This is a genomic window from Fodinicola acaciae, assembly GCF_010993745.1.
In the GTDB taxonomy this organism is placed as follows: domain Bacteria; phylum Actinomycetota; class Actinomycetes; order Mycobacteriales; family HKI-0501; genus Fodinicola; species Fodinicola acaciae.
In genome coordinates, this window is the sequence record NZ_WOTN01000001.1 from 1136794 (window position 1) to 1161752 (window position 24959).

At 67.1% G+C, this 24959-nt stretch carries 28 protein-coding genes and 1 tRNA gene; 13 read left to right on the plus strand and 16 right to left on the minus strand.

From position 1 onward, the window contains the following. Position 1: 1 nt before the first annotated feature. Genes GNX95_RS05195 through pdhA form a run of 3 tightly spaced genes read right to left on the minus strand, consistent with a single transcriptional unit; the run spans position 2 to position 3226 of the window. Positions 2-1135: a dihydrolipoamide acetyltransferase family protein gene (locus GNX95_RS05195; RefSeq protein ID WP_163505995.1), complete on the minus strand. Its 1134-nt coding sequence runs from the start codon at positions 1133-1135 to the stop codon at positions 2-4. Beyond that, complete coding sequence (locus tag GNX95_RS05200) at positions 1128-2126, minus strand: alpha-ketoacid dehydrogenase subunit beta (RefSeq protein WP_163505996.1); 999 nt, start codon at positions 2124-2126, stop codon at positions 1128-1130. Before GNX95_RS05200 ends, GNX95_RS05195 begins: the two co-directional genes overlap by 8 nt. Next, positions 2123-3226 carry a pyruvate dehydrogenase (acetyl-transferring) E1 component subunit alpha gene (gene pdhA, locus GNX95_RS05205; protein ID WP_425483890.1) on the minus strand — a complete coding sequence of 368 codons (1104 nt, stop codon included), beginning with the start codon at positions 3224-3226 and terminating at the stop codon, positions 2123-2125. The genes GNX95_RS05200 and pdhA overlap by 4 nt, the downstream gene beginning before the upstream one ends. 65 nt (positions 3227-3291) lie before the next feature. On the opposite strand from pdhA, the gene GNX95_RS05210 reads away from it, so the two are divergent. From GNX95_RS05210 to GNX95_RS05235, 6 genes are all read left to right on the plus strand, one after another. Continuing rightward, positions 3292-3822 carry an Lrp/AsnC family transcriptional regulator gene (locus tag GNX95_RS05210; RefSeq protein ID WP_163505997.1) on the plus strand — a complete coding sequence of 177 codons (531 nt, stop codon included), beginning with the start codon at positions 3292-3294 and terminating at the stop codon, positions 3820-3822. A gap of 70 nt (positions 3823-3892) precedes the next feature. Further along, complete coding sequence (locus tag GNX95_RS05215) at positions 3893-4087, plus strand: hypothetical protein (protein ID WP_163505998.1); 195 nt, start codon at positions 3893-3895, stop codon at positions 4085-4087. 61 nt (positions 4088-4148) lie between these two features. Continuing rightward, positions 4149-4676, plus strand: coding sequence for a TlpA family protein disulfide reductase (locus GNX95_RS05220; protein ID WP_163505999.1), 528 nt, complete (start codon positions 4149-4151; stop codon positions 4674-4676). Beyond that, complete coding sequence (locus GNX95_RS05225) at positions 4673-5092, plus strand: S26 family signal peptidase (protein WP_163506000.1); 420 nt, start codon at positions 4673-4675, stop codon at positions 5090-5092. Before GNX95_RS05220 ends, GNX95_RS05225 begins: the two co-directional genes overlap by 4 nt. A 44-nt stretch (positions 5093-5136) precedes the next feature. Continuing rightward, positions 5137-5370 (plus strand): hypothetical protein, encoded by a 234-nt coding sequence (locus tag GNX95_RS05230; protein ID WP_163506001.1) that lies wholly within the window; start codon positions 5137-5139, stop codon positions 5368-5370. A gap of 35 nt (positions 5371-5405) precedes the next feature. Further along, positions 5406-5636 carry a hypothetical protein gene (locus tag GNX95_RS05235; RefSeq protein ID WP_163506002.1) on the plus strand — a complete coding sequence of 77 codons (231 nt, stop codon included), beginning with the start codon at positions 5406-5408 and terminating at the stop codon, positions 5634-5636. Between the two features lie 45 nt (positions 5637-5681). Here GNX95_RS05235 and GNX95_RS05240 read toward each other — a convergent pair whose 3' ends face one another. From GNX95_RS05240 to GNX95_RS05250, 3 genes are read right to left on the minus strand one after another with little or no spacing between them, the layout of a single operon-like run. After that, positions 5682-7523 carry an ABC transporter ATP-binding protein gene (locus tag GNX95_RS05240; protein ID WP_222853402.1) on the minus strand — a complete coding sequence of 614 codons (1842 nt, stop codon included), beginning with the start codon at positions 7521-7523 and terminating at the stop codon, positions 5682-5684. Further along, positions 7520-8050: a TlpA family protein disulfide reductase gene (locus GNX95_RS05245; protein ID WP_163506003.1), complete on the minus strand. Its 531-nt coding sequence runs from the start codon at positions 8048-8050 to the stop codon at positions 7520-7522. Before GNX95_RS05245 ends, GNX95_RS05240 begins: the two co-directional genes overlap by 4 nt. Positions 8051-8061: 11 nt before the next feature. Next, positions 8062-8583: a MauE/DoxX family redox-associated membrane protein gene (locus tag GNX95_RS05250; RefSeq protein WP_163506004.1), complete on the minus strand. Its 522-nt coding sequence runs from the start codon at positions 8581-8583 to the stop codon at positions 8062-8064. Positions 8584-8742: 159 nt separating this feature from the next. Here GNX95_RS05250 and GNX95_RS05255 point away from each other — a divergent pair. Continuing rightward, a tRNA-Leu gene (locus GNX95_RS05255) sits at positions 8743-8827 on the plus strand. A gap of 966 nt (positions 8828-9793) precedes the next feature. Next, complete coding sequence (locus GNX95_RS05260; protein WP_163506005.1) at positions 9794-9952, plus strand: hypothetical protein; 159 nt, start codon at positions 9794-9796, stop codon at positions 9950-9952. A gap of 102 nt (positions 9953-10054) precedes the next feature. Here the strand turns inward: GNX95_RS05260 and GNX95_RS42390 are convergent, their stop codons facing one another. From GNX95_RS42390 to GNX95_RS05285, 7 genes are all read right to left on the minus strand, one after another. Continuing rightward, entirely contained in the window at positions 10055-10645 is a 591-nt protein-coding gene (locus GNX95_RS42390; protein ID WP_222853403.1) for an amidase family protein, read from the minus strand. Positions 10646-10724: 79 nt separating this feature from the next. Further along, positions 10725-11102, minus strand: a complete 378-nt coding sequence (locus tag GNX95_RS44185) for an amidase family protein (RefSeq protein ID WP_425483872.1) — start codon at positions 11100-11102, stop codon at positions 10725-10727. Then, a complete protein-coding gene (locus tag GNX95_RS42990; protein ID WP_246281513.1) occupies positions 11009-11464 on the minus strand; it encodes an amidase family protein in 456 nt (151 codons plus the stop codon). Before GNX95_RS42990 ends, GNX95_RS44185 begins: the two co-directional genes overlap by 94 nt. 16 nt (positions 11465-11480) lie before the next feature. After that, the gene (locus tag GNX95_RS05270; protein WP_163506006.1) at positions 11481-12161 is read right to left on the minus strand and encodes a class I SAM-dependent methyltransferase; all 681 of its coding nucleotides are present in this window, start codon (positions 12159-12161) and stop codon (positions 11481-11483) included. Further along, entirely contained in the window at positions 12158-13921 is a 1764-nt protein-coding gene (locus GNX95_RS05275) for a hypothetical protein (RefSeq protein WP_163506007.1), read from the minus strand. Before GNX95_RS05275 ends, GNX95_RS05270 begins: the two co-directional genes overlap by 4 nt. Further along, entirely contained in the window at positions 13906-14661 is a 756-nt protein-coding gene (locus GNX95_RS05280) for an ABC transporter ATP-binding protein (protein ID WP_163506008.1), read from the minus strand. The genes GNX95_RS05275 and GNX95_RS05280 overlap by 16 nt, the downstream gene beginning before the upstream one ends. After that, on the minus strand, positions 14658-15296 hold the full coding sequence (locus tag GNX95_RS05285) for a TetR/AcrR family transcriptional regulator (protein WP_163506009.1): 639 nt from the start codon (positions 15294-15296) through the stop codon (positions 14658-14660). The genes GNX95_RS05280 and GNX95_RS05285 overlap by 4 nt, the downstream gene beginning before the upstream one ends. A gap of 47 nt (positions 15297-15343) precedes the next feature. On the opposite strand from GNX95_RS05285, the gene GNX95_RS05290 reads away from it, so the two are divergent. Next, positions 15344-15982, plus strand: coding sequence for a TMEM175 family protein (locus GNX95_RS05290; RefSeq protein WP_163506010.1), 639 nt, complete (start codon positions 15344-15346; stop codon positions 15980-15982). 3 nt (positions 15983-15985) lie between these two features. On the opposite strand, the gene GNX95_RS42400 is transcribed toward GNX95_RS05290, so the two are convergent. Next, positions 15986-16450 (minus strand): hypothetical protein, encoded by a 465-nt coding sequence (locus GNX95_RS42400; protein ID WP_222853405.1) that lies wholly within the window; start codon positions 16448-16450, stop codon positions 15986-15988. A 166-nt stretch (positions 16451-16616) separates the two neighbouring features. On the opposite strand from GNX95_RS42400, the gene GNX95_RS05300 reads away from it, so the two are divergent. Continuing rightward, on the plus strand, positions 16617-17471 hold the full coding sequence (locus GNX95_RS05300; RefSeq protein WP_222853406.1) for a TetR/AcrR family transcriptional regulator: 855 nt from the start codon (positions 16617-16619) through the stop codon (positions 17469-17471). Positions 17472-17661: 190 nt separating this feature from the next. Here GNX95_RS05300 and GNX95_RS05305 read toward each other — a convergent pair whose 3' ends face one another. Beyond that, positions 17662-18162, minus strand: a complete 501-nt coding sequence (locus GNX95_RS05305; protein ID WP_343034857.1) for a DUF2867 domain-containing protein — start codon at positions 18160-18162, stop codon at positions 17662-17664. Between GNX95_RS05305 and GNX95_RS05310 the strand changes: the two genes are divergently transcribed. From GNX95_RS05310 to GNX95_RS05320, 3 genes are all read left to right on the plus strand, one after another. Then, a complete protein-coding gene (locus tag GNX95_RS05310) occupies positions 18098-18625 on the plus strand; it encodes a TetR/AcrR family transcriptional regulator (RefSeq protein WP_163506011.1) in 528 nt (175 codons plus the stop codon). The two genes, GNX95_RS05305 and GNX95_RS05310, sit on opposite strands and share 65 nt — an antisense overlap. Before the next feature lie 373 nt (positions 18626-18998). Continuing rightward, positions 18999-22676, plus strand: a complete 3678-nt coding sequence (locus GNX95_RS05315; protein ID WP_163506012.1) for a glycoside hydrolase domain-containing protein — start codon at positions 18999-19001, stop codon at positions 22674-22676. 70 nt (positions 22677-22746) lie between these two features. Beyond that, positions 22747-23823: a bacteriocin fulvocin C-related protein gene (locus GNX95_RS05320; protein WP_163506013.1), complete on the plus strand. Its 1077-nt coding sequence runs from the start codon at positions 22747-22749 to the stop codon at positions 23821-23823. 290 nt (positions 23824-24113) lie between these two features. Here GNX95_RS05320 and GNX95_RS05325 read toward each other — a convergent pair whose 3' ends face one another. Then, on the minus strand, positions 24114-24911 hold the full coding sequence (locus tag GNX95_RS05325; RefSeq protein WP_163506014.1) for a hypothetical protein: 798 nt from the start codon (positions 24909-24911) through the stop codon (positions 24114-24116). Positions 24912-24959: the final 48 nt, after the last annotated feature.

The window sequence follows — 24959 nt, forward strand, 5'->3', positions numbered from 1 at the left end:
GTCAGAGGTCGCCGAGCGCGGTCACCGGGTTTTCCAGGCAGTCAGCCACAAACCGCAGAAAGCCGCCGGCCGTGCCGCCATCGCAGACCCGGTGGTCGAAGGCCAGCGTCAGCTCGCACACCTTGCGTACGGCCAAAACTGCCTCCACGGCCCATGGCCGGTCGATGATCCGGCCGATGCCGAGGATCGCGGCTTCCGGATGGTTGATGATGGCGGCCGAGCCGTCGACGCCGAACAGGCCGTAATTGTTCACCGTGAACGTGCCACCGGTCAGGTCCGGCGGCGCCAGCGTGCCGTCGCGAGCCGCCGACGTACGCGCGGCGATCGCGGCCGACAGTTCGCGCGTCGACAGCGTGGCCGCGTCGCGTACGACCGGCACGACCAGACCGCGGTCGGTCTGCGCGGCGAAACCGAGGTGGATCCGTTTCAGGCGTACGATCTCGTCGCCGTCGACCCGGGAGTTGAGCTCGGGAAACCGCTGCAGACCGGCGACGGTGAACCGCGCGACCAGGCCGAGCAAACTCACCGGACGGTCCGGCCGCGCCGCGTTCAACGCGGCACGAGCCGCCACCAGCTCGGTCGCGTCCACGTCGACCCAGACGGTCGCCTCGGGGATGTCGCGGCGAGACCTGGTGAGCTTGTCGGCGACGGCTTTTCGCAGCGGCACTCTGATGTCGTCGGAGGTGCCGAGTGCGCTTTCCACGTCGGCGCGCCGGATGATTCCGCCGGGTCCGGTGCCCGCGACGCTCGCCAGGTCGACACCGTTGTCAGCGGCCATTTTCCGGACCAGCGGCGAGATGACAGGTGGCACTGACTGTCGAAGCCGCCGCCGGCGCGTGGTCGTGCTGGTGCCATATCCGACGAGTACGTTGCCGCTGGTTTCGACTCCGGGCTCGTCGAAACCGCCGCCGATGCCGAGCAACGCGGCGCCAACCTGCAGCGTCTGTCCCTCCTCGGCATGCAACGCGGTGACCACGCCGGCGTACGGGCTCGGCACCTCGACCACGGCTTTTGCCGTCTCCACCTCGACAACCGGCTGGTCGACGGTGACGACGTCGCCTTCCTTGACGAGCCAGCCGACGATCGCCGCCTCGGTCAGGCCTTCGCCGAGATCCGGCAGCAGGAAGTCAGGCACTGGCCACCACCGGCTGGTCCTGCCACTGCAACCGCGCGATCGTGTCCAGGATGCGGTCCACGTGCGGCAGTTGGTGGCGCTCGAGTTTCGGTGGAGGATAAGGGATGTCGAGACCGGTCACCCGCAACACCGGCGCATGCAGATAATGGAAACACTGCTCGGTGACGCGCGCGACGATTTCCGCGCCATAACCGCCAAAGCCCGCGGCCTCGTGCACGACCACGGCACGGCCGGTGCGCCGCACCGACGCACTCACGGTCACGTCGTCGAAGGGGGAGAGCGAGCGCAGATCCACGACCTCCACGTCCCAGCCTTCGGCCGTCGCGGCCTCCGCCGTCTCCAAGGCGGTCGCGACCATCGGTCCGTACGCGATCAGCGTCACGTCACGTCCGGGGCGGCGTACGACCGCCTGGTCCATTGGCGCCGAATCGCGGCTGAACGACACGGATTCCTTTGTCCAGTAACGGTTCTTCGGTTCCATGAAGACGACCGGATCGGCCGAGTCGATCGCATCGCGCAGCAGGTCGTATGCGTCCTGCGCGGATCCCGGGGTGACGACCCGCAAGCCTGGCGTGTGGGTGTAAAACGCCTCGCTGGAGTCGCAATGGTGTTCCACGCCACCGATGCCGCCCGCGTACGGGATGCGGATGACCATCGGCAGTGCGACCGCACCGCGCGTACGGTTGCGCATTTTCGCCACGTGCGAGGTGATCTGCTCGAAAGCCGGATAGGCGAAGGCGTCGAACTGCAATTCCACGACCGGCCGGAAACCACCCATCGCCATGCCGACCGCGAAACCGACGATCCCGGACTCGGCCAGTGGCGTGTCGAAGCAGCGGTCGTCGCCAAAGTCCGCGGCGATGCCATCAGTGATACGGAAAACGCCGCCGAGCGCACCGACATCCTCGCCGAGGATGACGACGCGGTCGTCGTCCTTCACAGCGTCCCGGAGAGCCGCGTTGAGCGCCTGAGCCATGCTGAGCTGAGTCATGACTCCTCCTTGAGTTCAGCGGCGACCTGGGCGCGCTGCGCGGTCAGCAACCGCGTCGGCCGCGCATAAACGTTGTCAAACAACGAAAGCGGATCGAGCGACGGCTCGGTGTTGAGCGCAGCGCGTACGTCCGCCGCGTATTGCTCGGCGTCAGCCCGAAACCGCTCGACCTCCTCGGCGGACAGCAGCTCACGCTCGAGGAGGTGCTTTTCCAGCCGTCGCACCGGATCGGCGGCGCGCCACCGCTGCACCTCGGCCGGATCACGATAACGGCTCGCGTCGTCCGCGTTGGTGTGCGCATCGATCCGATACGTGTGCGCCTCGACCAGCACCGGTCCATGACCGGCACGCGCGTACGCGACGGCCGCGTCGAGCACGGACAGCACCGCCACCGCGTCGTTTCCGTCCACCTGCTCGGATCGCACGCCATAGCCGATGCCTTTGTACGCCAGCGCCGGCGCCGCGGTCTGCTTCTCCAACGGCACCGAGATCGCATAACCGTTGTTCTGGACGAAGAACACGACCGGAGCGTCGCACACCGCGGCGAAGTTGAGCGCCTCGTGGAAATCGCCCTCGCTGGTGGCGCCGTCGCCGGCCAGAGCCATCACCACGGCGTCCTCGCCACGGCGTCGCAGCGCGTACGCGAGACCAGTCGCATGCAGCGTTTGCGTCGCCAGCGGGGTACATTGCGGCGCGACGCGTACGGCCGCCGGGTCATAGCCGCAATGCGCGTCGCCACGCAGCAGCGTCAGCACCTCCGGGGCAGCGACGCCGCGTGCCACCAGCGCGACCGAGTCGCGATAGGTCGGAAACAGCCAGTCCGCCGGACCCAGTGCCATTGCACAGCCGATCTGGCAGGCCTCCTGGCCGCTGCTGGACGGATAGACGGCGAGCCGGCCCTGCTTGGTCAGCGCGGTCGCCTGCGTGTCGAAGCGGCGGCCGATCACCATCAGGCGATACGCCTTGCGGAGCCGGTCGCCCGGCGGCTCGGCGTAGCCGTCGTGCTCGTCGACCGCCGACGCGTCCTCGGCGACGAACCGGACCGGCGTCGCCGACGGCAGCAGCTCGGCCGGATTCTTACGCGGCATGGCGACCACCACCTCTCGCAACCATATGATGCTGAGATCGTGCGTCCGCGCGTCCGAGTGTTCAAGGTGGCCAGGAAATGAGCGACAAACTGTCCGACGGTGATGCCTCCAAAGGCCAAACGTCCGAAAGTGGGCTGGCTCACGGCGGTCCGCTGAGACGAACGGTCCCGGCGCTCGACGACGTCGACCGCTCGATCCTCGCCGCGCTCGCCGAGGACGGCCGGCTGGCGATCCGCGCGCTGGCCGAGCGGCTGCACATCTCCCGTACGAACGCGTACGCGCGGCTCGAGCGGCTGCTCGCCGAGAAGGTGATCACCGGCTTCGGCGCGCACATCGATCCACGGCTGGCCGGCCTCGGCACCAGCGCGTACATCATGATCACCGTGGAGCAGACCGCCTGGCGCACGATGGCCGACGACCTCCGGCGGATCCCGTACGTCGAGCACGTGGCGCTGGTCGGCGGCGACTTCGACATCCTGCTGCTCGTACGTGCGCCGGACAACGCGTCGCTGCGGGATGTCGTGCTGGAGCATCTGCAGGCGCTCGCCGGCGTGCGGTCGACCCGCACCTGGCTGATCTTCGAGGAGAAGGCGGGGACCGCTCTCTAAGCCGCAGCTTAGCGAAATGTTAGCGGCTTCCAGAAAACTCGACCCTCGTCCTACGACGAGGGGAGACCTCATGACCGCAACCCTGGGCCGGATGACCGACCGGCTGCTGGGCCTGTTCGTGCCGGCGACCACCGCCGGTGCCTGCGCCTGTGGCGACTTCTACTGCTCGACATCGGGTTGTCGAGCCGGTTACCGGCGCGACTGTACGGCCAGCTGCGACTGCAGCCGGGTCACCTGCGGCACCTGCTATCGGGGTAGTTGCTAGCACTTTCCGATCCGTCCCCGGTGGCCGGATCGGCCACCGGGGTGCCCACCCTGGAGCACACATGACCGCATTTGTCGCCGTCGTCGGCGCGCTCAGCCTCGTCAACCTCCTGCTCTGCATCGGCATCGTCCGCCGCCTTCGCGAACACACCGACATCCTCAACACGAAGCTCGGTGACAACGGCCCCGCGCCGATGTACGCGGCGGGTCAGCGGATCGGCGACTTCCAGGCGACGACCGTCGACGGCGCGGCCGTCAGCCGTGACGCGCTGACCGGCACGACGCTGCTCGGCGCCTTCACCCCTGGATGCACGCCGTGCAAGGAACGGCTGCCGCTGTTCATCGAGCAGGCCGCGCAGCGCGACCGCGACCAGGTCCTCGCGATCGTCTCCGGCACGGTCGACGACGCGGCCGACTACGTCGCGCGCCTGAGCGCGGTCGCTCGTGTCGTCCGTGAGGAGGACGGCGGTCCGGTCACCACGGCCTTCGGCGTGGAGGGTTTCCCGGCTTTCGCACTGATCGACACCGACGGGGTCGTACTCGCCAGCGGCACCAAGCTCGGTGCGTTGGCGATGCCAGTCCCGGCATGATCAGGACCGCGCTGGTCCTGCTCGGCATGCTCGGCGTGGCGGTGGGCTTGGCGCGTACGCGGCTGGTCGCGGTCACGGTCGAGGGGGACAGCATGATCCCGACCTTGCGCGCGGGCGACCGCGTACTCGTCGTCAAGCTGCCGCTGCGCTGGGTCCGCCGTCGCCAGCTCGTCGTTTTCGCGCCGCCAAAGGGGTTGCTGCCCGAGAGCGAGCCACCGTGGCTGATCAAACGCGCGGTCGCGTTGCCCGGCGACGTTGTGCCGGCGGAGGTGCCGAATCTCGCCGGCACGCGCGTGCCGGCCGATCGTTTCGTCGTGCTCGGCGACAACTCGGCGCGCAGCTTCGACTCGCGGCGGGCCGGTTATCTCGCCGCCGACACCCTGCTCGGCGTCGTCGTACGCCGGCTGAGCGCCTAGCGGCGCCGCGGATTTGTCCTGTTACTCCAACAGAAGGAGGACACGTGTCCATCGCAAAACTGTCCGACGCCGTGGTCAGGTGGCTGGTGCCACAGACCACCGCGGCCGCGTGCATCGCACCTGAGCCGTGCGACGCCTGTGCGAATCCGACGATGGCCTGTCTCAACGGCTATTACACACCGGTCAAGTACACGCTCAAGGTCAACAACTGCAACGGCCAGTGCACGATCTACAAAAAGCAGATCTGCTGGCGTGGCGACTGGGCCGGCGTCTGTTGACAGTCGGTATTTCTCAACGAAAAAGGAGGATTGACATGTCCATCGTGAAAATGGCCGACACGGTCGTCGGGTGGCTGGTGCCACGGACGACCGCCGCGGCCTGCCTCGCACCTGAGCCGTGCGACGCCTGCGCCAACGCCGTCAGGCGCTGTGAGGCCGGTGCGTTGATCGAATACCGTTACACGCTCAAGGTCAACAACTGCAACGGCCAATGTACGATTTACAAGAAGCAGGTGTGCTCCGAGCGTTATCTCGGCGGCTGCTAGGAAAACCCAAGGCGAGCGCGTCGGACCCGGACGCGCTCGCTTTTGCTATGCCAGTGTCGCCGGCTGATATCCCTGTCCCTGCAAGGTGAACAGCCGCGCGTACACACCGGCCTTCGCCATCAGCTCGTCGTGATCGCCTCGTTCGGTGATCAGTCCGCCGTCGAGCACGACGATCTGGTCGGCATAGCGCAAGGTGCCGAGGCGGTGGGAAATAAGCAGGGATGTGCGACCGGTGCGGAATTCGGTGAGGGTCTGGTGAATACGGTGTTCCGCTTCGGCGTCCAGGCCGGAGCTCGGCTCGTCCAGAATCAGCAGGCTCGCGCGGTCACGCATCAGCGACCGCGCGAGCGCCAGCCGCTGCCATTGGCCGCCGGAGAAGCTGACGCCGGGCTCCTGGGTGTCTTCGTCGTCGTCCGCGAAGAAAATCCGGCTCAACATGGTGTCGTATCCGCGCGGCAAAACCGAGATCGCGTCGTCGATGCCGGCACGTGCCGCGGCCGTACGGATCGCGGTCAGATCGTCGCGGCGCGACAGGTCACCGAGACCGATGTTGTCGCGCGCCGGCAGGTCGTATGACATGAAATCCTGGAAAGTCGCGGCCAAACGCAGCCGCAGCGACTCCGGTGAGATCTGCCGCAGGTCGACGCCGTCCCACCGGATCCGGCCGCGTTCGGGCTCGTAGAAGCGGCACAGCAGCTTGATGAGCGTACTCTTGCCAGCGCCGTTGACGCCGACGATCGCGACCGAGCTGCCGGCGGCGATCTCGAAGCTCACGCCGCGCAGGACCCACGGGCCGTCCGGCTGATAGCGAAACCAGACGTCCTCGAACCGTACGGAGTGGCTCAGGTCCGGCGCGACCAGCTCACCGCTGGCCGAGTCGGCCGGCAGGGCCATCACCTCCAGATATCGCTGGAAGGTCTTGACCGCCTCGACCACGGCGCCGATCCGCGCCACCAGGTCGGACAGCGAGCCTTGTACGGCCGCGACCGCGGACATGAAAAGCAGCACGTCGCCCGGCGTCAGCTCGCCGCGTACGACCCGCAGCGCGACGATCGCCACGGCCACACCGGAGATCGCCGCGCCGAGCAGGCTCAAGCCGGCCTGCACGATGGCCGTGCGGCTGGCCAGCGCGAGCTGTACGTCCTGGGAGCGCCGGAGCGCGTCCAGTTGGAGGCCGCGGAAATGCCGGCCGATGCCGAACAGTCGCACCTCCTTCGCGGCCTGCTCGCTGACCAGCAGCATCCGATAGAACATCCGCCGCCGTTGCAGCGGTGAGATCGCCAGCGTGGCCACGACCTGGCGGTTGGCCAGCATGATCTCGGCGGCCAGGCCGGGGATCGCGGCCACCAGCAGCACCACCGCGAGCGCGGGCCACACCAGCGCCACCATGCCGAGGAAGCTGAGGATCGAGATGACCGCGCGCGTACTGCCTTCGGCGAAGTCGGTGATGCTGTTGGGGCCGTGCGAGGCCGCGCTCTCGGCGACCATCAGCCGGTCCTGGAAGGTCGGATCCTCGATGTAGCGCAGGCCGACGAAGCCGCAGACCTTCTCGAACAGGTCGCTCTCGGTGCGCAGGGTGATCGCCGAGTTGTGCCTGGCCACGAGGTAGATCGTCAGCTGCTGGCCGAGCAGCCCGACCGCCGCCGCGACGGCTGCCGCGACGGCGTAGAACACCACATGAGCGACATTTCCGGAGCGTCCGAGCGCCAGCTCGTCGACCAGCAGCTTGCCGTACCAGGCGGCGACCGGTGCGCTGGCCGCGCCGACCAGCGTCAGGCCGAGCCGGCCGGCGGAGCAGAGTGCCGAGGCTCGCCACCCCAGGACGACAGCGGACCAGCCGGCCGCCAACATCGCGACCGGGCTGGTCCGGATGGCCGTACGCGTCACGCGGGTACGCGGTCGGGCAGCACGTCGGCGTACTTCACCGCCGCCTCGACGATGACTCCGTCCTTGACCCACGCCGCGGTCGGATAGCTGCGGCTGCCGAGCGCGGTCTCGACCCCGGCCGTGCCGTCGAAGGCGGCGATCGTACCGATGCCGGCGAGCGCGCTCAGCATCGGCCGCAGCTCCGGCTCGTCCGGCTCGCCGCGCAGCAGGATGAACGTACGCTCCGGCAGGGCGCCGCGGTCCTTTTGCAGGCTGGCGGCGGTTTCCTTGCACGGCTGGCAGGTGGGCGACAGCATCAACACCAATGCCTCGCCGCTGCTGAGGTCGGCCTCGGTGATCGCCGTACCATCCGCCGCCGTGACCGCGAACGCGCCGACGGTCGCGCCGGCCACGGGAAGGTCGGCCTGCGACTCCTTCTCCTTCTCGGCCGCCATCGTACGGAGGCGCCGTACGACGCCCAGCAGGATGAGAAGGTTGAGCAGGGTCAGCACGGTGAGCAGACCCACCGCGACAGCCAGAGCGGCCATGAGCAGTCCAATCAGCGAGGCGAGAGCAGGAACGCGAAGTCGTCCAGCCGGGTGATGACGACCGCGAGGAAGGCGCCGGCACCGATCGTGACGGCGGTCGTCACGACATCGTGGGGGAGTCGCGGCCCGACCGCGACCGCGACCAGTGCGCAGAGCAGCAGGAACGCGTTGCGTACCACGTGGATCGGCGCGATCGTCGCACTCGACGCACCGAAGCACGCGCAGGTGACCTTCAGCCGGCGCCGCAGAATCATCACGACGCCGGCGGTGAGGACGGCGAACAAGGCGGTCGCCAGCCCGGCGCCGGCGACCGCAGTCCAGGGGAGCAGCAACAACACCGCCGACGCCGCCTCACCGCCGACCAGCAAGCCGCCGACCAGACCGGCGCGCCGATCGATGCCAAGCTGCCTGAGCATGTCGTTCAGGCCGCGGCGTCCGCCGGTCGTCAGCTTGCTCACCGAGCTCCAGCTGAGGACGACGGCCAGCATGACCCGCACGGTCAGAGCGACAATCGCCATCAGGGCCGCGCTCAAGATCTGTCCTCCACTCTCTCGGGGCCGGGCAGCAGTATGCGCAGGTGCCGCTAACTTTTCGCTAACCCCGCCGGTGCGTACGACCCCCACCTTGGCGAGGTCCGACCGGCATTCGGTATGGTGGACTCCTCCCGCCAGACACTGGCGGTGACACACCTTGTCCGGGTGGCGGAATGGCAGACGCGCTAGCTTGAGGTGCTAGTGCCCTTTAACGGGCGTGGGGGTTCAAGTCCCCCCTCGGACACTCTCGATTACCCCACGGCTGGCCGCTGGTGATGGTCGCTAGAGCCTTCACGGAGTGCTATGCGGTCGTCTCTTAGCGTGAGATCCCTAGGCGGTGGCCTCGTCTTCGGCCCTACGTACGCTACGGGCGTGTCCCGCCAGCCCCTCGTCGGCCGGGAGTCCTTACGTCGATAGCCGACGCCCGTTTCCTTGCCAGACGGAAGAAGAGACGACGGCTCCGGCCGCACACGATCGATCCGCGGCGGTGGCGGGGGCTCGTTGTCGCAGACGTTGTCGACTTCGATGGCGATCGCACCTTGCCGGCCAGAAAGTCCATCCGCCGCTGATCACGCGTACGCTTCGCGGCCTGCATATCTGTGCTGCGTCCACCCGCGTCTGGTCGACCTGCCGCCGGACCTCTGCCAACCTGCGGAGATGATTTTCCTTGGCACGATCGGCCTTCATGGCCAGATCCCATCCCCGAGCCGAGCCGGAACCACTCCCTGGACGCCATAGGACAACGCCCGATGGACTAATGCCGCATTGGCTGGCCGCCACTTGACCACGGTGGGTGCCACCAGCCAGTACGCGTCACGGTTCGACGTCCGCGACGGTGGCACGGCCACACATTCCTGCACGCCGTGCCGCAGTACGCCGGCGCAGGTCAACGCCACTGGTGATTCCACGCCAGGCGTCACAACAAAGTGCCATCGGCCGCTAGGACTGATGGCGGTAGCGGTCGAGAGCAGCAGCCAGCGATGCGCGACGGCGGCGACGCTGGCCGGTGCGTCAATAACGTCCAGGACGTCAACGGTTGCCAGCCCAACGGCATCGGGCGAGGGAATGACCGGCCAGCCCTCCTACCTGGTCCGGATCTGGTGCGACGACCCGCACGACTCCGGACACACCGCCGACGCCGTAGTGGCCATCGCTCCGCTGCCATCAGGCACCGAGGGCGGCACCTTCGGCAACGCGAAACTGTTTGTCGGTGGCCTCGCCCGCAACGAAAGGCGTCAAACGGTTCAACAAATACAGCGAGGACGGCCAGGACAACGTCGTGGTGACGATTTCCACCGGTTCCACGACACGCACCGAGGCCTACACCTGGGACGGCTCGGCCTTCGTACGCACCCACGAAGTCCAATAATCTCCATTAGGCGGAGACGGGAAGCTGGCGTGGTCGCACCTGACCACGTCAGTCTTTCAGCCTTGGAAGAATGCTTATTCTTCAGAACCCAAGCGCCGCTTGTTACTCGATGGGTTTGTCGATGTCTGGTGGTTGGAATCCGCCAATGATGTCGGCGAGCAGTTCGGCGAAGGTGATGGCGTTGTCGTCTTCGTAGAGCGGACCGATGATCTGCGCACCGACCGGAAGGCCGGTTGGTGTGGCGCCGATGGGTGCGGCTACCGCGGGCAGGCCGGGCAGTGAGGGTTGGGCGATCCAGAAGGGTTGCTCGAGGTAGGCGCGCGGGCCTGTCGTCGTGCTGATGACGCGGGCGTCAAACGGCCGCTGGTCGTGGGGGAAGGCGGTGGTGAAGTTGGTTGGGCAGACGAAAACGTCGATGTCGGCGAAATAGCGTGTCCAGGCGGCGCGTGCGGCCATTCGCCTGGCCTCCTGCTCGATGAGATTCGCAAGAGTGGTGTCCTCGGTGCCGTCAGGTTGGGCGAAGGCGAAGAACAGGCCTACCTGGAAAGCGAACGATTCCGTGCTGACCACCGGATCAACACCGTCAGGCCAGCCCGGCACGATGGTGGCGCCTGCCTGGCCGATGGCGTCGATCGCGTTGGACAAGGCGGCGCCGACGTCGGTGGAAACCGGACAGCCCGGGTCGTCGAGCACTATGCCCACGCGGAAGTCTGTGAGCCGCTGCCGCCGCGAGGGCGGTAGAGTCCACTTGTACGCCGTCCCCGCCGGCTTCTCAAGACCTGCCGTGGCCGCCAGGGCAAGGCGGAGGTCTGCCGGCCGAACGTCCCATCGGTCCAAGGGCGGACATGTAGGTGTGGTCGCTGTCGGGTGTGGGAGGGCCTGGCGGTTGGAAACCGGTCAGCGGCACGATGCCGGCGGTCGGTTTCAGCCCGTAGACACCGCAGAAGCTCGCCGGGATACGGATCGAGCCGACGAGGTCGGATCCGTAGTCCAGATATGACATTCCCGATGCGACCGCGGCCGCTGCGCCGCCGGAGGAGCCTCCGGGTGTACGCGTCAGGTCCCACGGATTGTTCGTCGTGCCATACAGGTCGTTATGCGTTTGGGCGAAGTCGCCGAGCATTGTTGCGACGTTGGTGGTGCCGACCACGATGGCACCGGCCGCTCGCAGCCGCCGTACCACGGTCGCGTCTCGATTGGCGATGAATCTGGTAAATCAGGGTTGCCCCAGGTGCTGTGCAGACCGGCGACGTGCAATGCCTCCTTGACCGTCATGGGCACTCCGTGAAATGGGCCGACAGCTTCGCCGCGGGCGACCGCCTCGTCCGCACTCGCCGCTTCGGCCAGTGCCGCCTCGCGTCGCACCTGGACGACAGCGTTGATGTCCTTGTTGCGTTCGGCGATCCGGTCCAGCATCGCGGCGGTCAGTTCGCGTGAGCTGACCAAACCACGTCGGACCAGGTCGGCGGCTGATGCCGCCGTTCCTGTGTGCGGCGGTATCGGGTTCGCCATGGCCACTTCTCTCGTGTTAGGCCGTACGTCGGAATTCGGCGCGCCAGCGTGGTTGCTCGGGCAGTCCCGGCGCGTGCGTGGTTTCCACGCGTACGGTGGTCAAACCGGATGATGTCGCGAAGGCGTCGATTTCGGCGCGGCGTAATGGCCACGGCCCGGTGGGGTGGACGGGCGCGGAGTCGTCGTGGATCGCGGCGATGACGAGCAGGGTGCCGCCGGGTGCGACCATGTTGGCGATGGCGGCGATGGCCTGTGGTCGTAGTGTGTCGGGAATTGCTTGTACGGTGATGATTTCCACGACCAGGTCGAAGGCGGCAACCCATTCTGGCGGTGAGTTGAGCAGGTCGGCGGTGACGAACGTGGCGGAGGTGTGGCGCCATCGTTGGCTGGCCAGCCGGATGGCGGTGGGTGACACGTCGAAGCCGGTCGCGTCGAACCCGTGGTCGGCGAGATGGGCGACGTCGGCGCCCAGGCCGCAGCCGACCACGATCGCGTGTTGGCCAGTGCCGTCGATCTGCTGTGCGGTCGTCCATTCGGCGAGAAGTGGATGTGGATGGGTGCGGTTCCATGAAAGTTGTACGCGGCCGGAGTCGCCGGCGGCGTACAACTGGTCGAACCAGCCGGTCGGATCGCCAGCCGCGTAGGAGCGGGCGGCGAGCCGTGCTTCCTCTTGCTCCCAGTCAATCGGCTGGTTCATTGGTGGTTTTCCTTTCGACGCAGAGCCATCGCACATACAGCCGCGCCGGCCAACAGAAACACAAGTGCGGCGGGCAGCCGCGCGGGTGGCGGTAGATAGAGCGCCACATACCAGAACCGATCGCGGGTTGCGGTGCCGGCGAGGAGCGAGACGAGCGGAATGAGGCCCTGGCAGACGGCGAGAAAGGCGCCGGCCAGCAGGTGCGGGATTGATCGTCTGCGTGTCGGTTTGTGTGCGCGTACGACGGGTCGGGTGGCGGTGCCGTGGCGGATGCGCTGGAGCATGTCGGGTGCGCGGTTTTCCAACACAGCGGTGGCAATCCGGCCGCCGAGCCAGGCGCACAGGGCGCCGGTGGTCAGGCCGACGGCGATGCCGGCGCCGGCCATGCCGGTGGAATGCAGCGCGATGCCGGCGACCGACAGTCCGATGGCCGGTGCTGCCGCGGCGACGGTGAGATAGAGCAGGATCTGTGCCTGCACGATCTGCGCGCCGACCGGCGAGTCCGCGGCGGCGGTGGTCCGGCCGTACGGGTCGGGTCGCACGATCGGTGCCAGAGCGGAGAAAACCGCGATCAGGCCGGCGCCGCCGCCGAGCAGCGCCGGCAGGCCGGCGAGCACCAGTGGCACGGTCCACGTGGTGCCGGCGATCAGGCCTCCGCCGATGCTGAAGGCGACGCCGGTGCCGGCCGCGACCAGTGCCCAGGCGGCCTGCCGTCCGCGTACCTCCACCGACTCGCGGCCCGGTGTCATGATGGTGAGCCACAGCGAGGTGCCCTCGGCGCCGTACCAGTTGCCGGCCAGCATGGCCAGGAAGGCGACGGCCAGGAGTCCGGCGAAGGCGGCGGCCGGTCGGAAACCGGCGACAGTTGCCAGCAGACACAGGAAAACGCTGGTCCATAGCGCCATCCGGGCAAGGCGGCCGCGGAGCCGGTCACGGGCGTACGTCCGTAGCTCCTTGGCCACCATGGCACCGAAACTGGAGCGGGCCGGGATGCCGACGTGGTGCAGCATGGCTGTCGTGGCCGACGTGCTGCGGCCGAGAAGTGCTGTCCAGGCAAGGAAAAGTCCGCCGGCGAGCAGCAGCATCCCGGCCAGGGCGGGCAACGGATTGCGCGCGTCGACGGCCACCACCGGCCAACTGCTGGGCAACCAGCGGATGGCATGACTGACCGGCGCCGGCCACGGTTGGAGCAGCCGCGGTCCGAGCACGGACAACGCGAGCGGGCCCAGGATCGCCAGTGATACGGCGAGGCCGAGCACCGCGGCGGAGACTTCGCGGCCGAGGGCGGTGCGTTCGATCTGCGCCACGCCTCCGCCGAGCAGCCTGGCGGCGAGCACGACGATGAGCAGGTGCAGGGCCGCGGCGAGCGCGGCGACCAGGCAGTGCCAGAGCCCGAGCCGGAATCCGTGCACGACCAACGCACTCAGGGCCACAGCGGTGACCGCGACCGGGACGTTGACGAACGCGGCCGCCAGCAGGCCACCGGCGAGGCGGCTGGTGGGCAGAGGTAACAACGAAAAATGCTGCGGTCGCAGGGTCGTGTCGCCGCCGGTGATCATCGGTCCGACCAGCCAGCCGACGGTCCACAACGCGAAAGCCAGGCACATCAGGTCGCTGGATGAGGCGGTGAGCATCGTCGCGCCGGCGAGCGCGAAACCAATCGTGGCGCCGGCCGCGGCCAGCACGGCGCGTCCACCGGCGTACGAACGGCGCAGCGCGGTCACCTTCATGCCTACGGTGACGCTCAGGATGCCAACCATGCCAGTCCCTCCATGCCGCCGGGTCGCGCGCCGACGAGCTCGGCGAAGGCCTGCTCCAGCGGACGGTTGCCGCGTACGGCCGCCAGCGTGCCGGCGGCGACGATCCGGCCGCGCGCCATCACCGCGACGCGGTCGCACAGGTGCTCGACCAGCGCCATGACGTGGCTGGAAAACACCACCGAGCCGCCGCCGGCGACGAAACGCTGGAGGATCGCGCGGATGGTGGCCGCGGAGACCGGATCCACCGCCTCGAACGGCTCGTCCAGCACCAGCAGCCGTGGCGCGTGCAGCAACGCCAGCGCCAAGCCGATCTTCTTGCGCATTCCGGTGGAATAGTCCAGCACCGCGGTGGCTTCACAATGGTCGAGCTCCAGCACCGACAACAATTCGGCCGTACGCGTCGCGACTGCCGGTTTTTCCATTCCTCGCAGCAATCCGGCGTAGGTCAGCAACTCGCGACCGGTCAGCTGCTCGGGCAGTGCCAGCGCGTCCGGCAGCACGCCGATCCGGCTTTTGGCCGCCACCGGGTCGGTCCACACGTCGTGTCCGAACACCGCGCACCGTCCAGCATCGGGCCGCAGCAGGCCAACGGCCATCGACAACGCGGTCGTCTTCCCGGCGCCGTTGGGACCGACCAGCCCGAAAAACGAGCCGGCGGGCACGGTCAGGTCGACACCATCCACCGCGACCGTCGCTCCAAAGGCCTTGTGCAGCCCGGAAAGTCGCAACGCTTCTGTCATGATGTGGTGCCGCTTTCTGCTCTGGTGGCGCGCTCGAACAGGTCGATCAGGTCGGTGGCGTACGCAGGCAGGTCGAGGTCGGGATCGGCGATGAGCTGACCGGACACCGCATCCAGCGCGGCGCGGACACTGGCCGCCATCACCCTGGTGTTGAACGGCCGGAACTGCCCGGCCTGCTGGCCCTGGCGCAGGATACGCTCCAGGCTCTGGATGGCACCGCTCTGCCCGGACGGATCCGACAGTGGCGCGCCGTTGCCGTCTCGCGCGTTGATCAGGATGTCGGCGAGCGCGCGCAGCTCGTGCGGATGCGTGCCGATGAAGTCGAGATTGGACTCGATGAAAGCGCGCAGCCTGCCGGCCGGATCCGGCGCCGCCTCGATGTGTGGCCGCATGTGCCCACGGGCCTTGGCTACGACGTACGCGGCGACCTCCTGGATCAGCTCCTCCTTGCCGCTGAAGTGATAGGAGATGACGCCCTTGCTGATGCCGGCGCGCTGAGCGATTCGCGCCAGCGACGCCTGGCCATAGCCGACCTCGGCGATGACCTCCACCGCGCAGGCGACGATCTGCGCCCGGCGGGCTTCCTCGATGAACGACCGCTTGACCTGGCCGTCCGGTTGATGATCTGGCCGCATGGCCAAAGATTAGCACATGCGGCCAGATCATCGGTTAGAGTGCGGGTGTGACCACACCTTCGTTCTCGCTGGGCCGGCACATCGGCTTCTCCGACGGGGTCTTCGCGATCGCGATCACGCTGCTCGTGCTGGACATCCGGATCCCGCTGCCCGATCCGACCCACACCGCGACCGAATCGCAGGTGCTCGACCTGTTGCGTACGCACGCGGTCGGGCCGCTGGTCGCGTATTTGCTGTCTTTCTACGTGATCGGTACGCAGTGGCTGATCCATCACCAGACATTCGCCGGCATCAGATGTGCCGATCGCCGGCTGAGCGCGATGAACCTGCAATATCTCGCGCTTATCGCGGTGATGCCGTTTCCCTCGTACTTACTGGCCAATTACGGCGGCGCGCCGATCTCCGTCGCCATTTACGCCGCCGCCATCGGCATCGGCAGCCTGCTGCGTACGCGGATGCACGCGTACGCGCAGAAGGCCGGGCTGCTCAACCCGCAGGTCGATGCCGAGCAGTGGCGCGCCGACACCTACAGCGGCGCCGGTTTTGGCAGCCTGTTCGTTGCCTCGGCCGCGGTGGCCTTCTGGCACCCGGTCGCCACTTTCGTGATGTGGGGCCTGGTTCTGGGCGGCTGGGCCGCGCTCCGCCGCTACCACCTCGTCGACCTGCTGCGCCGCCGGCTGGGCTGAAGCTCAGGCGGTTTTGGCGTTGCGGAAGAAATCCGCCGAATCGCGCATCCACAGGAACGTGACCGCGGCCAGGCCGGCCAGGCAGGGAAGCGCCTCGGTGACGGTGATCAGCGCCGGATGCGGCTGGGTGAAGTCATACAGCAGGATCGCGCTGCCGAGCAGGAAAACCACCGTCGAGGCGACTCTGGCCCAGCCTTTGCCGCGCCGGGTGGCCCAGGCCAGCAGCAGCCACCCGATCACGCCGACGGCACTGATGAAGAACAGGTACGTCAAGATGCTCGTCTTCGCCATCTCGACGAACGCCGTACGCCCCGGATAAACGCTGGCCAGCTCACGCGTCAGGCCGTCGCCGGTGGCGGCGTCGACGATCGGCGCGACCGCACCGGCCACCGTCAGGCCGGCGCCCACGTACATCGCGACAACCGCGTTACGCGCTGACCCGGTCGCCTTCGGCTTGCTGCTTCCCATGGGGATCTCCTTTGTGGTGAGTCGAAACCTGTCGAGATGCAAAGTATCATACATGAAACTTGGAACATCATGTCTGTTAGAGTGATGGAGGTGGCGGATCGAGCGGCGATGAGGACTGCTACGGATGAGGACTGGTACGACAGTAGGTATGGCAGAAGGAGCCGGTATGACCAGTGGGCTGACCAGCGGGCCGGCACGCCGGCGGCGCCGGCTCTCGGACGAGGAGACGGCGCAGCGAATGCTCGACTCCGCGGTCGCGATGGTCAACAGCAGCGGCCTGACCGTGAGCCTGGAACACATCAGCCTCGAAGACGTGATCCGTGACTCCGGCGTCTCGCGCAGCGCCGCGTATCGCCGCTGGCCATACAAGGACCTGTTCGTCAGCGACCTGCTGCGTACGCTCGCCAAGGCGGCGATGCCGGCCGCCGTGGGCGACGAAGGCGGTGCGGCGCTGGTACGGCGGGTTGCCGCCGAGCACGTCGACGACTTCGCGACCGCCGACGGCCGGCGCAAGGCGTGGAGCGAGCTGATCCGACAGGGCGCCTGGCACGACTTCGACGCCATCCACCGCTCGACGGAATGGCGTACCTACCTCGCGCTGCACGCGACCTTCGACGGGCTGGCCGACGGTGAGCTACGTGATGAGATCCAGGCCGCGCTGGCCGCCTCCGAGCACGGTTTCGTCGCGCGTATTGCCGGCGTCTACGAGCGAATGGCCACATTCCTTGGCTATCGCCTGCGCGCCGGCATGGACACGACGTATGAGACAGTCGCCAGACTGGCCAACGCCTCCATGCGCGGCCTGGTCATCGCCGCACTGTCCACACCGGACACCGCGACCGCACGCCACCACGCCGACCCGCTCGGCACCGGCACACCGGCCGAATGGTCACTGCCAGGACTCGCCGTTGCCGCTGTGATCGCGGCGCACCTGGAGGTAGATCCGCACGTCGACTGGGACGACGACCGGCTGGCGACCGTACGCACCGAACTACTCGACTCACGCGCCGCTCACCGCTGAAATCCGATCGGAAGCGGACTTCGATGCCATCAGCCTGACAGGTGTGGGTCTGGTCGCTCACGCGTCGTGAGATACCAAGGAGCTGACGCGTCAGCCTTACGCCGGTTCGCGCAATGCCGCCACCGCACCGGCCAGCAGCCTCTGCTTGGTGTCAACCAATCAGGCCCTAACCTTCAGCAGTAACGCGCGGTCACCCTGACGGTATGGCCATCGGAAGGCGGTTGTCAGGTCCGGCCGCTGCCGGCCGGTTCCCAGCGTTGTCCGATCGTACGCAGGAGCGCGGGATATACGCCGAGGTAGCGAAATGGCTTGATCCCGGCCATGTAGATCCGGCCGAACAGTCCGTTGGCTTGACGAGCACGGCCATCCGGCCGCGGTAACCACCGCTTCCGTCCGGAACCCAACCGATGTGCAGTACGCCGTGCACCGTCTGGTTGGCGATCTCGGCCGCCCACTCGTCGTGGGTCTGGTAGACCGACGTCAGCGGCACTCCGGGCAGGTCTGGTCCACGTTCGCCGTCTCGCAGATCCGCCGGCAGCCTGTCGCGCAGCGTCCGTACGCGCGTACCGATGCCGCGATCCGGCCGGTCCCAGCCGAACAGCTGACCTAGCTTCCAACGCAGCGCCATGAGCAGGCGCGGCGCCGCCGCGGACAGCAGCGGTCCGCCGGCGCCGGTGAAAAGGCTGACCAGTCGCGCGAGATCGTCAGCGCCACCCGGGGTGGGCTTCTACGGTTATTTCCGCAACCGTGAGGCACTGCTGACCGAGATGCTCGACACGTGGGAACGGGCGGTCACCGAGGAAGCGATCAAACGAGTGGAGGAAGGCGGCGGAGACGCCCGAACGAGGTTGGAGCGACTTTTCGCGCTCGTCGCGTCAAGCGCGCCGACGACCTCGATGTCGATCGAGTTGGCGATCCGGGAATGGGCTCGGCGCGACAAGGACCTCGCGCGGCGCGTGCGCCGCGTCGACAACCGCAGGACGGCGTACCTGCGCTCCCTGTTCGCCAGCTTCTGTGCCGACGATACCGAGGTGGAGGTCCGCTGCCTGGTGGCGTCCTCGCTGCGGATCGGCAACTACCTCATCCCCGCTGACCATGCCGGCCACACCCGTGCCGAGGTGATGGAAGCGGCCAAGAAATGGTTGTTGGGATAGAACAACCGGTCATTCCTTACCGACTGGGAATCCCGACCGTCGCCGTTCGTACGGGTGCATTCTGTGCGGAGGAACTCACCACCAGCGGCGCCGGCGGTCTAGGACACCTCGCGGGGCTGCTAACCGGGCTGGGCTGCAAGCCCGACCTTGGCTGCAAACCAGGCTTGGCTGTTTGCAACTGTCGGCCGCCGGGTCGGAGTCCGCTCGCGGCGGCTCCGCTCCGGGCGATACCAGGTGAGCGTCCGGGCCGCGAGTTGTCTACCGGAAAGTCGCACCAATTGTGTCCGCGCCCTGCCGAACTGTCGCCAATGAGGCTTTGGAGCGCTATAACTACCGGCGCTCGCGGTTCACGCCTCAGCTGCCCGGAGGTACCATGCGCTGGCGTCGGCTCGTTTCCCTTGGCACGGTCCCGATGGTCGTCGCGGCGTTGCTGGCTGGTGCCTCCGTCGCCAATGCCGCCGTGGCCTACAACGTGAACGTGTGGACGGAGTCGTCCTATACGAGTGTCTTCAAAGACAGCGGGCGGTCGGGCGACGCCGGCCGGACGATCACCTTGGACGCCGCGAAGAACGACTACGAGTCCGGGCAGGTTGTGCTCAGGATGGACCAGCCGTTCACGGTCAGCGCGGTCACCTTCTCGGCGCTGAGCAGCGGCGCGAACACGATCACCGCGGACAACCTGTCGTACAACTTCGTCGGCTACGAATATCTCAACCATCCGTCCACCTTCAGTGGTCAGGAAGTCTTCCCGCTGGTACGCAAGGCGCCGGGCGACTTCCCCGACCGGTTGCTGAACCAGCGCCAGATCACCGTCCCGGCGAACACCACGCAATCGGTGTGGATCCGGGTCTACGTGCCGCCGACCGCCGCGGTCGGGCTCTACTCCGGCGCGGTGACCGTGACGACGGACCAGGGCGCCTTTTCGGTGCCCATCACCGCGAACGTCCGGGACGTCACGATCCCGCCGTCCAAGGACAGCGACTTCAGCAACACCCTGTGGCAGTTGTTCACCGGCAACATCTCCTACGACGACGGTGCCGGCGACACGATTCCGCTGACCTACAAATATGCCAAGTATTCCGACAAATGGTGGCAGCTGATCGACAACGTCGCGACGACCATGAGGGAATACCGCAGCAACGTGCTGGCCGTACCGGTAGTCCGGCTGCTCGCCGATGGCGGCAGTTCGGTGGACGCGAGCGGCAACTACACCTTCAACTGGAGCCGTTTCGACCAGGTGATCCAGCGTTTCCTCGCCAAGGGCGGGGTCAAGCGGCTGGAGGGCCAGTGGATGAGCGGACGGCACGGCGACAGCGCGCCCTGGTACACCGAGGCCCTCGGCCGGGACTCCTCCGGCGCGACCGTGCGGACATTCCCGACGACCGACAGCCCCGAGGCGACCGCCTTCATCAAGCAGTACGTCGCGGCACTGCAGGCGCATCTGCAGGCGATGGGTTGGACCTCGATGTGGCAGATGCATATCAGCGACGAGCCCAAAACCGCTGACGACGAGCGGGAATGGCGGTCGGTCAACGGCGAGATCCGGGCGATCTGGCCGGACGTACGCATCGGGGACGCGACCTTCGACGAGCCGGTCGGCTCGGACATCGCGCCGCTGGAGAGCTTCATGATCCCCGAGGAGCTCAACTACAGCACCAATCCACAGGTGTATCGGGACCAGCACGACAACCACGGAAAGGAGATGTGGCTCTACAACTGCGTCATCCCGGTCGGCGGCTATCTCAACCGCTTCATCGACCAGCCGGTGTGGGATCAACGCCTCACGATGTGGTATGCGTACAGCCAGGGCATGACCGGTTATCTGCACTGGGCCATGAACAACTGGCAGCTGGACATCAACACACAGACCGCGAAGGGCGACGGTTTCATCGTCCGGCCGGACGTGGACAACAACACCATCGAGGTCTCGCCGCGGTATGAGTCGCTGCGCAGCGGCATCCAGGACTGGGAAGTGCTCAACATCCTGGGCAAGAAAAACCCCCAGCTGGCGCGGAAGATCGCTGCGAGTCTGGCTCCGCAGGCATTCGCCCACTACACCCGCGACACGGCATATATGCAACGAGTTCGCGCGCTCGTCCTGGACGCGGCGGCCGGAAAGCCGTTGATCGCCAACGATCTCGCGCGGGGGGCAACGGCGAGCGCCTCGACCGAAAGCACCGGCGCCGAAGCCGGCAAGGCGGTCGACGGCGACTCGACGACCGGCTGGTCCCCGAGCAGCGGATCCGGTGTGCAGTGGCTGCGCCTGGACTTCGGCCGGCAGATCCAGCTCGACGGCGTACGCCTGCACTGGGGGAGTGTCTATGGGACCAACTACAAGGTGCAGCTTTCCTTCGACGGCAACCAATGGGCCGACGCGGTCGCCAACACCTCGGGCTCCGGCGGTGATGACTATCTCGGCGTGAATGCCAAGGCGCGGTTTCTGCGACTGCAGGTGAACGCTGGCAGTGCGGGCGCCACGCCATACCAGCTCGATGATCTGCAGGTCGCCGGTTTCGCTCTGCGGCAACAGAACCTGGCCGGTGGCAGACCGTACACGGTCTCGGCGAACCGGTCGCTGGCCTATCCGGACTACGGCAACGACGCGACCGACGGGTTCCTCGCCGGCCCGTTCGACGACAAGCGGTCGTTCGGATATTCACTGCCCAACGCCGGCGACTCCGTTTCGGCCACGGTGACGGTCGACCTCGGATATTCACAGCCGGTCGGCAGCGTCCGTACGCACGCGTACGAGGAATATCCGGACTATCGGCCGGATCAGGTGGTGGTGTCGACCAGCAACGACAACGTCGCCTTCACCCAGCAGGGCACGCTGGCGGCGGTCAACGGAGAGTCGACGCTCTGGTATGACATCAGTTTCCCGACCACCACCGCGCGGTGGGTCCGGCTGACGTTCGCCAAAACCCATCCAGCCGGAAACACCACGGCGACCGGCATGTTCCTCGACGAGATCGAGGCGTACGGCGGCGGCAGCGACGGCTCGACGGACGCGCCGGTGTCATCCGCGTACGAGTGGACCGATCCGTCGGTGAGCCCGCCGAACCATCAGGAGGTCGTATTCACCCCATCCTCCACCGGCGCGCTCCACCGCTGGAACTGGACTTCCTCGAACGGCACAGTCAACGACGACTGGGGCGGTGGCCCGATTGCCGGTAAGACGACTGGGTTTCCTTGGATGAACCAGCAACACGTCTTCGCCAGAAGCAAAAACAACACCTTGCTGCACTGGTGGCTGGTCGCTGGCGAGACCACCCGACATTACGCGGACTGGAGCGGTGAGGCGTTCTCGGACCCGACCGCGGTTGTCTGGGGTGGCCAGCAACACATCTTCGCGAAGGCAGCCGACGGCTCGCTCTTCCATTGGTGGTGGGATCCGGCCGACAGCACGTTGCGTACGGAGAAATGGCCCGCTCCGGCGGCCGGAATCACCGGCAATCCGGCGGCCTACGCGGCCGGCAACCAGCTGCATGTGGTCGCGCGGGGCAGCGACAACCACCTCTACAACTGGGCGGTGACCGCCAACCAGCCGGGCGTGACGGGACCGCTGGACTGGGGCGGTCAGACCTACTCCGACCCCACCGCCTTCACCTGGAACGGTCAGCAGCACGTCTTCGCCAGGGCCGCAGACGGCAATCTTTTCCACTGGTACTTCGACTCCGGCGACAGTCAGGTGCACACCGACCGCTGGACCGGCGCGCCGGCCGCCTTCGTCGGCAACCCGATGGCGTACAAGTTCGGGAACCAGCAGCACGTCGTGGCGCGCGGCCCGCAAAACACGCTCTACCACTGGTGGTGGGACCAAGGCACCGGCACGATTTCGTTTGCCGACTGGGGCGGCGAGGTCTACAGCGACCCCCTCGCCTACGTCTGGGAAAACCAGCAGCAGATCGTCAGCCAGTCGATGAACCACACGCTGCACCACTACTGGTGGATGCCCGACCCCGATCCGACCCAGCAGTTCCATCAGGACGACTGGGGCGGCGACGTGAGTTTCCCGGCACCACCGCAAAGCTCGGCGTCGGCCCGCCATTAGGCCCAGTGTCCGGCGAGTACCCGTACGCCGTCAAAAGGCGGCGGAAGACATTTTGTAGGTGAGGTGGAGAATGGCCGAAACAAAGCTGACCAGTCGCCTGGTGCTGGCATTCGACGCAAGTTGCGTCACGTGTCGCCAGATATCCCTGGCCGTCGCCGGTGCCTGCGACGACAAGCTCGAGGTGCTTCCTCTGTCCCACCCGGACGTCCAGCGATGGACGGGACAGGCATCCAACACCGATCCGCGGAACGGGCCGGTACTGCTGCGGATCACTGGTGACGACGTACGGGCATGGCGCGGCCTCGGCATGGTCGTCCCGTTCGCGCGCGACCTCGGTCCCCGGACGACGGCACGGGTGCTGACCGCTCTTGGGCACCTGCAGCGCGAATCCCGGGACTGGCTGGCGATCCGCGGGACCGGCCGGATTCCCCGCGCTCCCATGCCACGAGCGCGTTTCCTCCAGCTCGCAGCTGGTGTCGGTGTCGCCGTCGCGGTGCTCGGCGCGGGACAAAAGCCGGTTTTCGCGGGCGACCAGGCAAGCCGGGTACGCCGGATCGCCGACCGCCTTGGACACCTGCCCCGGTCATACGACGAGATGGCCGAACTCCCGGCCGCGGACCGGCGGGTCGTTTTCGGTGCTCTCACGCCAAAACTACGCAGCGGCATGTGGGTCGAACACCTCACGCGTTACCAAGCGGCCCACCCTGAGCTCACTCACGAGCAACTGGCGGTGCTCGACCAGGCGCTTGCCCTGGCCACGGTCGGCGCGGTCTTCCAGTCCGGCGCCATGGAAAATCCCGCCGTCGACCGACAACTGCAGGAACTGCGCGCGATGACCATCGAAGCGTTCGGGATCGCCGAGGCTGCCCTGGTCGTCGCCACCCTCGGCAGCCCGGCAAACACCGATCCGTCAGGCTCCACGACCACGGCCGCGTTGCCGCTCGCCTCCGGCAACCTCGCCTGTGGCTGCAGCCAGGAAAGCAATTGGTGCGACCCTGGTAACTGCATGAACTGCACCGGATGCCAGGGCGTACCGAACCAGAACGGCGTCTGCGTCAAGGGCACCAGCGACACCGGCTGCGGCACCTTCTACAACTATCGCTGCGACGGGATGTGCTGGACCGATGGATGTTATCCCTGCCTCTGACCGGCCGCTCGTCAACCGGACAGCGCCAGCGCGATCAGCAGCCAGGCACGCACGACGAGAACGCGGAGGACGAAATTCCCGCTGCGCTGCATCACCTCACCGGGTGGATTCGCTGGGGATATCGGCTATCTGCCTCCGACCCGCGTCCACGGTAGGCCATGTGCCAGTCCGATTGCTACACAGCAGCCGCAAACGCACAGCACGAGAAACACGCCGACCAGCGCGACGATGACCGCTGTCCTCGACCGGCGAGGCCCCGGACCGTACGCCATTGGATCAGCACCTTCCGATCAATGTGTTGATGTGGGTGCGAACCTGGGACTGAACGCCAGGACTGAGGTCCAGATCGCGCTCTTGCTTTGCGTTGCTGGCCAACCCGGTGGTGTGGTGTTGGTGCAGTCGGTGGCGGTGTGGCTGACGCAGAGGATGGCGTCGAGGTTGGCCGTGTGCCAGTCGGTCGCGGGGTCGCCGGAGACCGTGCTGCGTAACGTGATGAGCTTGGTCCTGCCCTGGTCGGCGCCGAGGAGGACGTCGATGGCGAACTCCGGTGTTTCCTCGCCGCCGATCAGGCCGATCCGTTTGGCGCCGCCGGACCGTAGCTGGTCGATTGCGGTGGTGAGGTTCGTCTCGTGACCCAACAGTTGGGCGGCTGCTGGACGGGGAGACCAGATCTGGTGGTCCAGCCGTCGCGGAGTGCCGTTGTCGACGACATTCACACCGGACAACGTAACCGCGAGTGCCACCGCGCCGCCAACAGCGGGCCTTGTTGAGCTGACGCTGGCTGTCAGCCGGCTGATCGCGACGGCGACCAGCGGGCTGCCGAGCACGATCGCGCCAGTGAGCAGTCGTGCGATCCATGGCTGATAGGAGATGGAGCCGGCGAAGGCGAGCAGCGATATCAACACAGACGCTGCGTACAAGCGGTGGATGGCCGGTCCGACGGCGAGTAGGGCCAGCGCCGCGCAGAGAATCAGCAGGGCCTGCCACGGGCTTCGGGCGTAGTTCTCGTCGTTGACGAACCTGCAGGCGTATCGGGTCGAAGCGGCCCACCTCAGGCCGGTCAGCTTGTGGCGTAGGAGGATCCACATCCACCGCAGACCAACCCAAGCGCGAACGGAAACGCCGTACTTTTGGTG

What these genes read in the sequence shown, in the direction of transcription:
- GNX95_RS05200 (WP_163505996.1), bottom strand. Translation starts at nt 2,126, where the DNA reads ATGACTCAGCTCAGCATGGCTCAGGCGCTCAACGCGGCTCTCCGGGAC.
- GNX95_RS05210 (WP_163505997.1), top strand. Translation starts at nt 3,292, where the DNA reads ATGAGCGACAAACTGTCCGACGGTGATGCCTCCAAAGGCCAAACGTCC.
- GNX95_RS05215 (WP_163505998.1), top strand. Translation starts at nt 3,893, where the DNA reads ATGACCGCAACCCTGGGCCGGATGACCGACCGGCTGCTGGGCCTGTTC.
- GNX95_RS05220 (WP_163505999.1), top strand. Translation starts at nt 4,149, where the DNA reads ATGACCGCATTTGTCGCCGTCGTCGGCGCGCTCAGCCTCGTCAACCTC.
- GNX95_RS05225 (WP_163506000.1), top strand. Translation starts at nt 4,673, where the DNA reads ATGATCAGGACCGCGCTGGTCCTGCTCGGCATGCTCGGCGTGGCGGTG.
- GNX95_RS05235 (WP_163506002.1), top strand. Translation starts at nt 5,406, where the DNA reads ATGTCCATCGTGAAAATGGCCGACACGGTCGTCGGGTGGCTGGTGCCA.
- GNX95_RS05245 (WP_163506003.1), bottom strand. Translation starts at nt 8,050, where the DNA reads ATGGCCGCTCTGGCTGTCGCGGTGGGTCTGCTCACCGTGCTGACCCTG.
- GNX95_RS42990 (WP_246281513.1), bottom strand. Translation starts at nt 11,464, where the DNA reads ATGGCGAACCCGATACCGCCGCACACAGGAACGGCGGCATCAGCCGCC.
- GNX95_RS05270 (WP_163506006.1), bottom strand. Translation starts at nt 12,161, where the DNA reads ATGAACCAGCCGATTGACTGGGAGCAAGAGGAAGCACGGCTCGCCGCC.
- GNX95_RS05275 (WP_163506007.1), bottom strand. Translation starts at nt 13,921, where the DNA reads ATGGTTGGCATCCTGAGCGTCACCGTAGGCATGAAGGTGACCGCGCTG.
- GNX95_RS05280 (WP_163506008.1), bottom strand. Translation starts at nt 14,661, where the DNA reads ATGACAGAAGCGTTGCGACTTTCCGGGCTGCACAAGGCCTTTGGAGCG.
- GNX95_RS05285 (WP_163506009.1), bottom strand. Translation starts at nt 15,296, where the DNA reads ATGCGGCCAGATCATCAACCGGACGGCCAGGTCAAGCGGTCGTTCATC.
- GNX95_RS42400 (WP_222853405.1), bottom strand. Translation starts at nt 16,450, where the DNA reads ATGGGAAGCAGCAAGCCGAAGGCGACCGGGTCAGCGCGTAACGCGGTT.
- GNX95_RS05300 (WP_222853406.1), top strand. Translation starts at nt 16,617, where the DNA reads ATGACCAGTGGGCTGACCAGCGGGCCGGCACGCCGGCGGCGCCGGCTC.
- GNX95_RS05310 (WP_163506011.1), top strand. Translation starts at nt 18,098, where the DNA reads ATGAGCAGGCGCGGCGCCGCCGCGGACAGCAGCGGTCCGCCGGCGCCG.
- GNX95_RS05315 (WP_163506012.1), top strand. Translation starts at nt 18,999, where the DNA reads ATGCGCTGGCGTCGGCTCGTTTCCCTTGGCACGGTCCCGATGGTCGTC.
- GNX95_RS05320 (WP_163506013.1), top strand. Translation starts at nt 22,747, where the DNA reads ATGGCCGAAACAAAGCTGACCAGTCGCCTGGTGCTGGCATTCGACGCA.
- GNX95_RS05325 (WP_163506014.1), bottom strand. Translation starts at nt 24,911, where the DNA reads ATGTGGATCCTCCTACGCCACAAGCTGACCGGCCTGAGGTGGGCCGCT.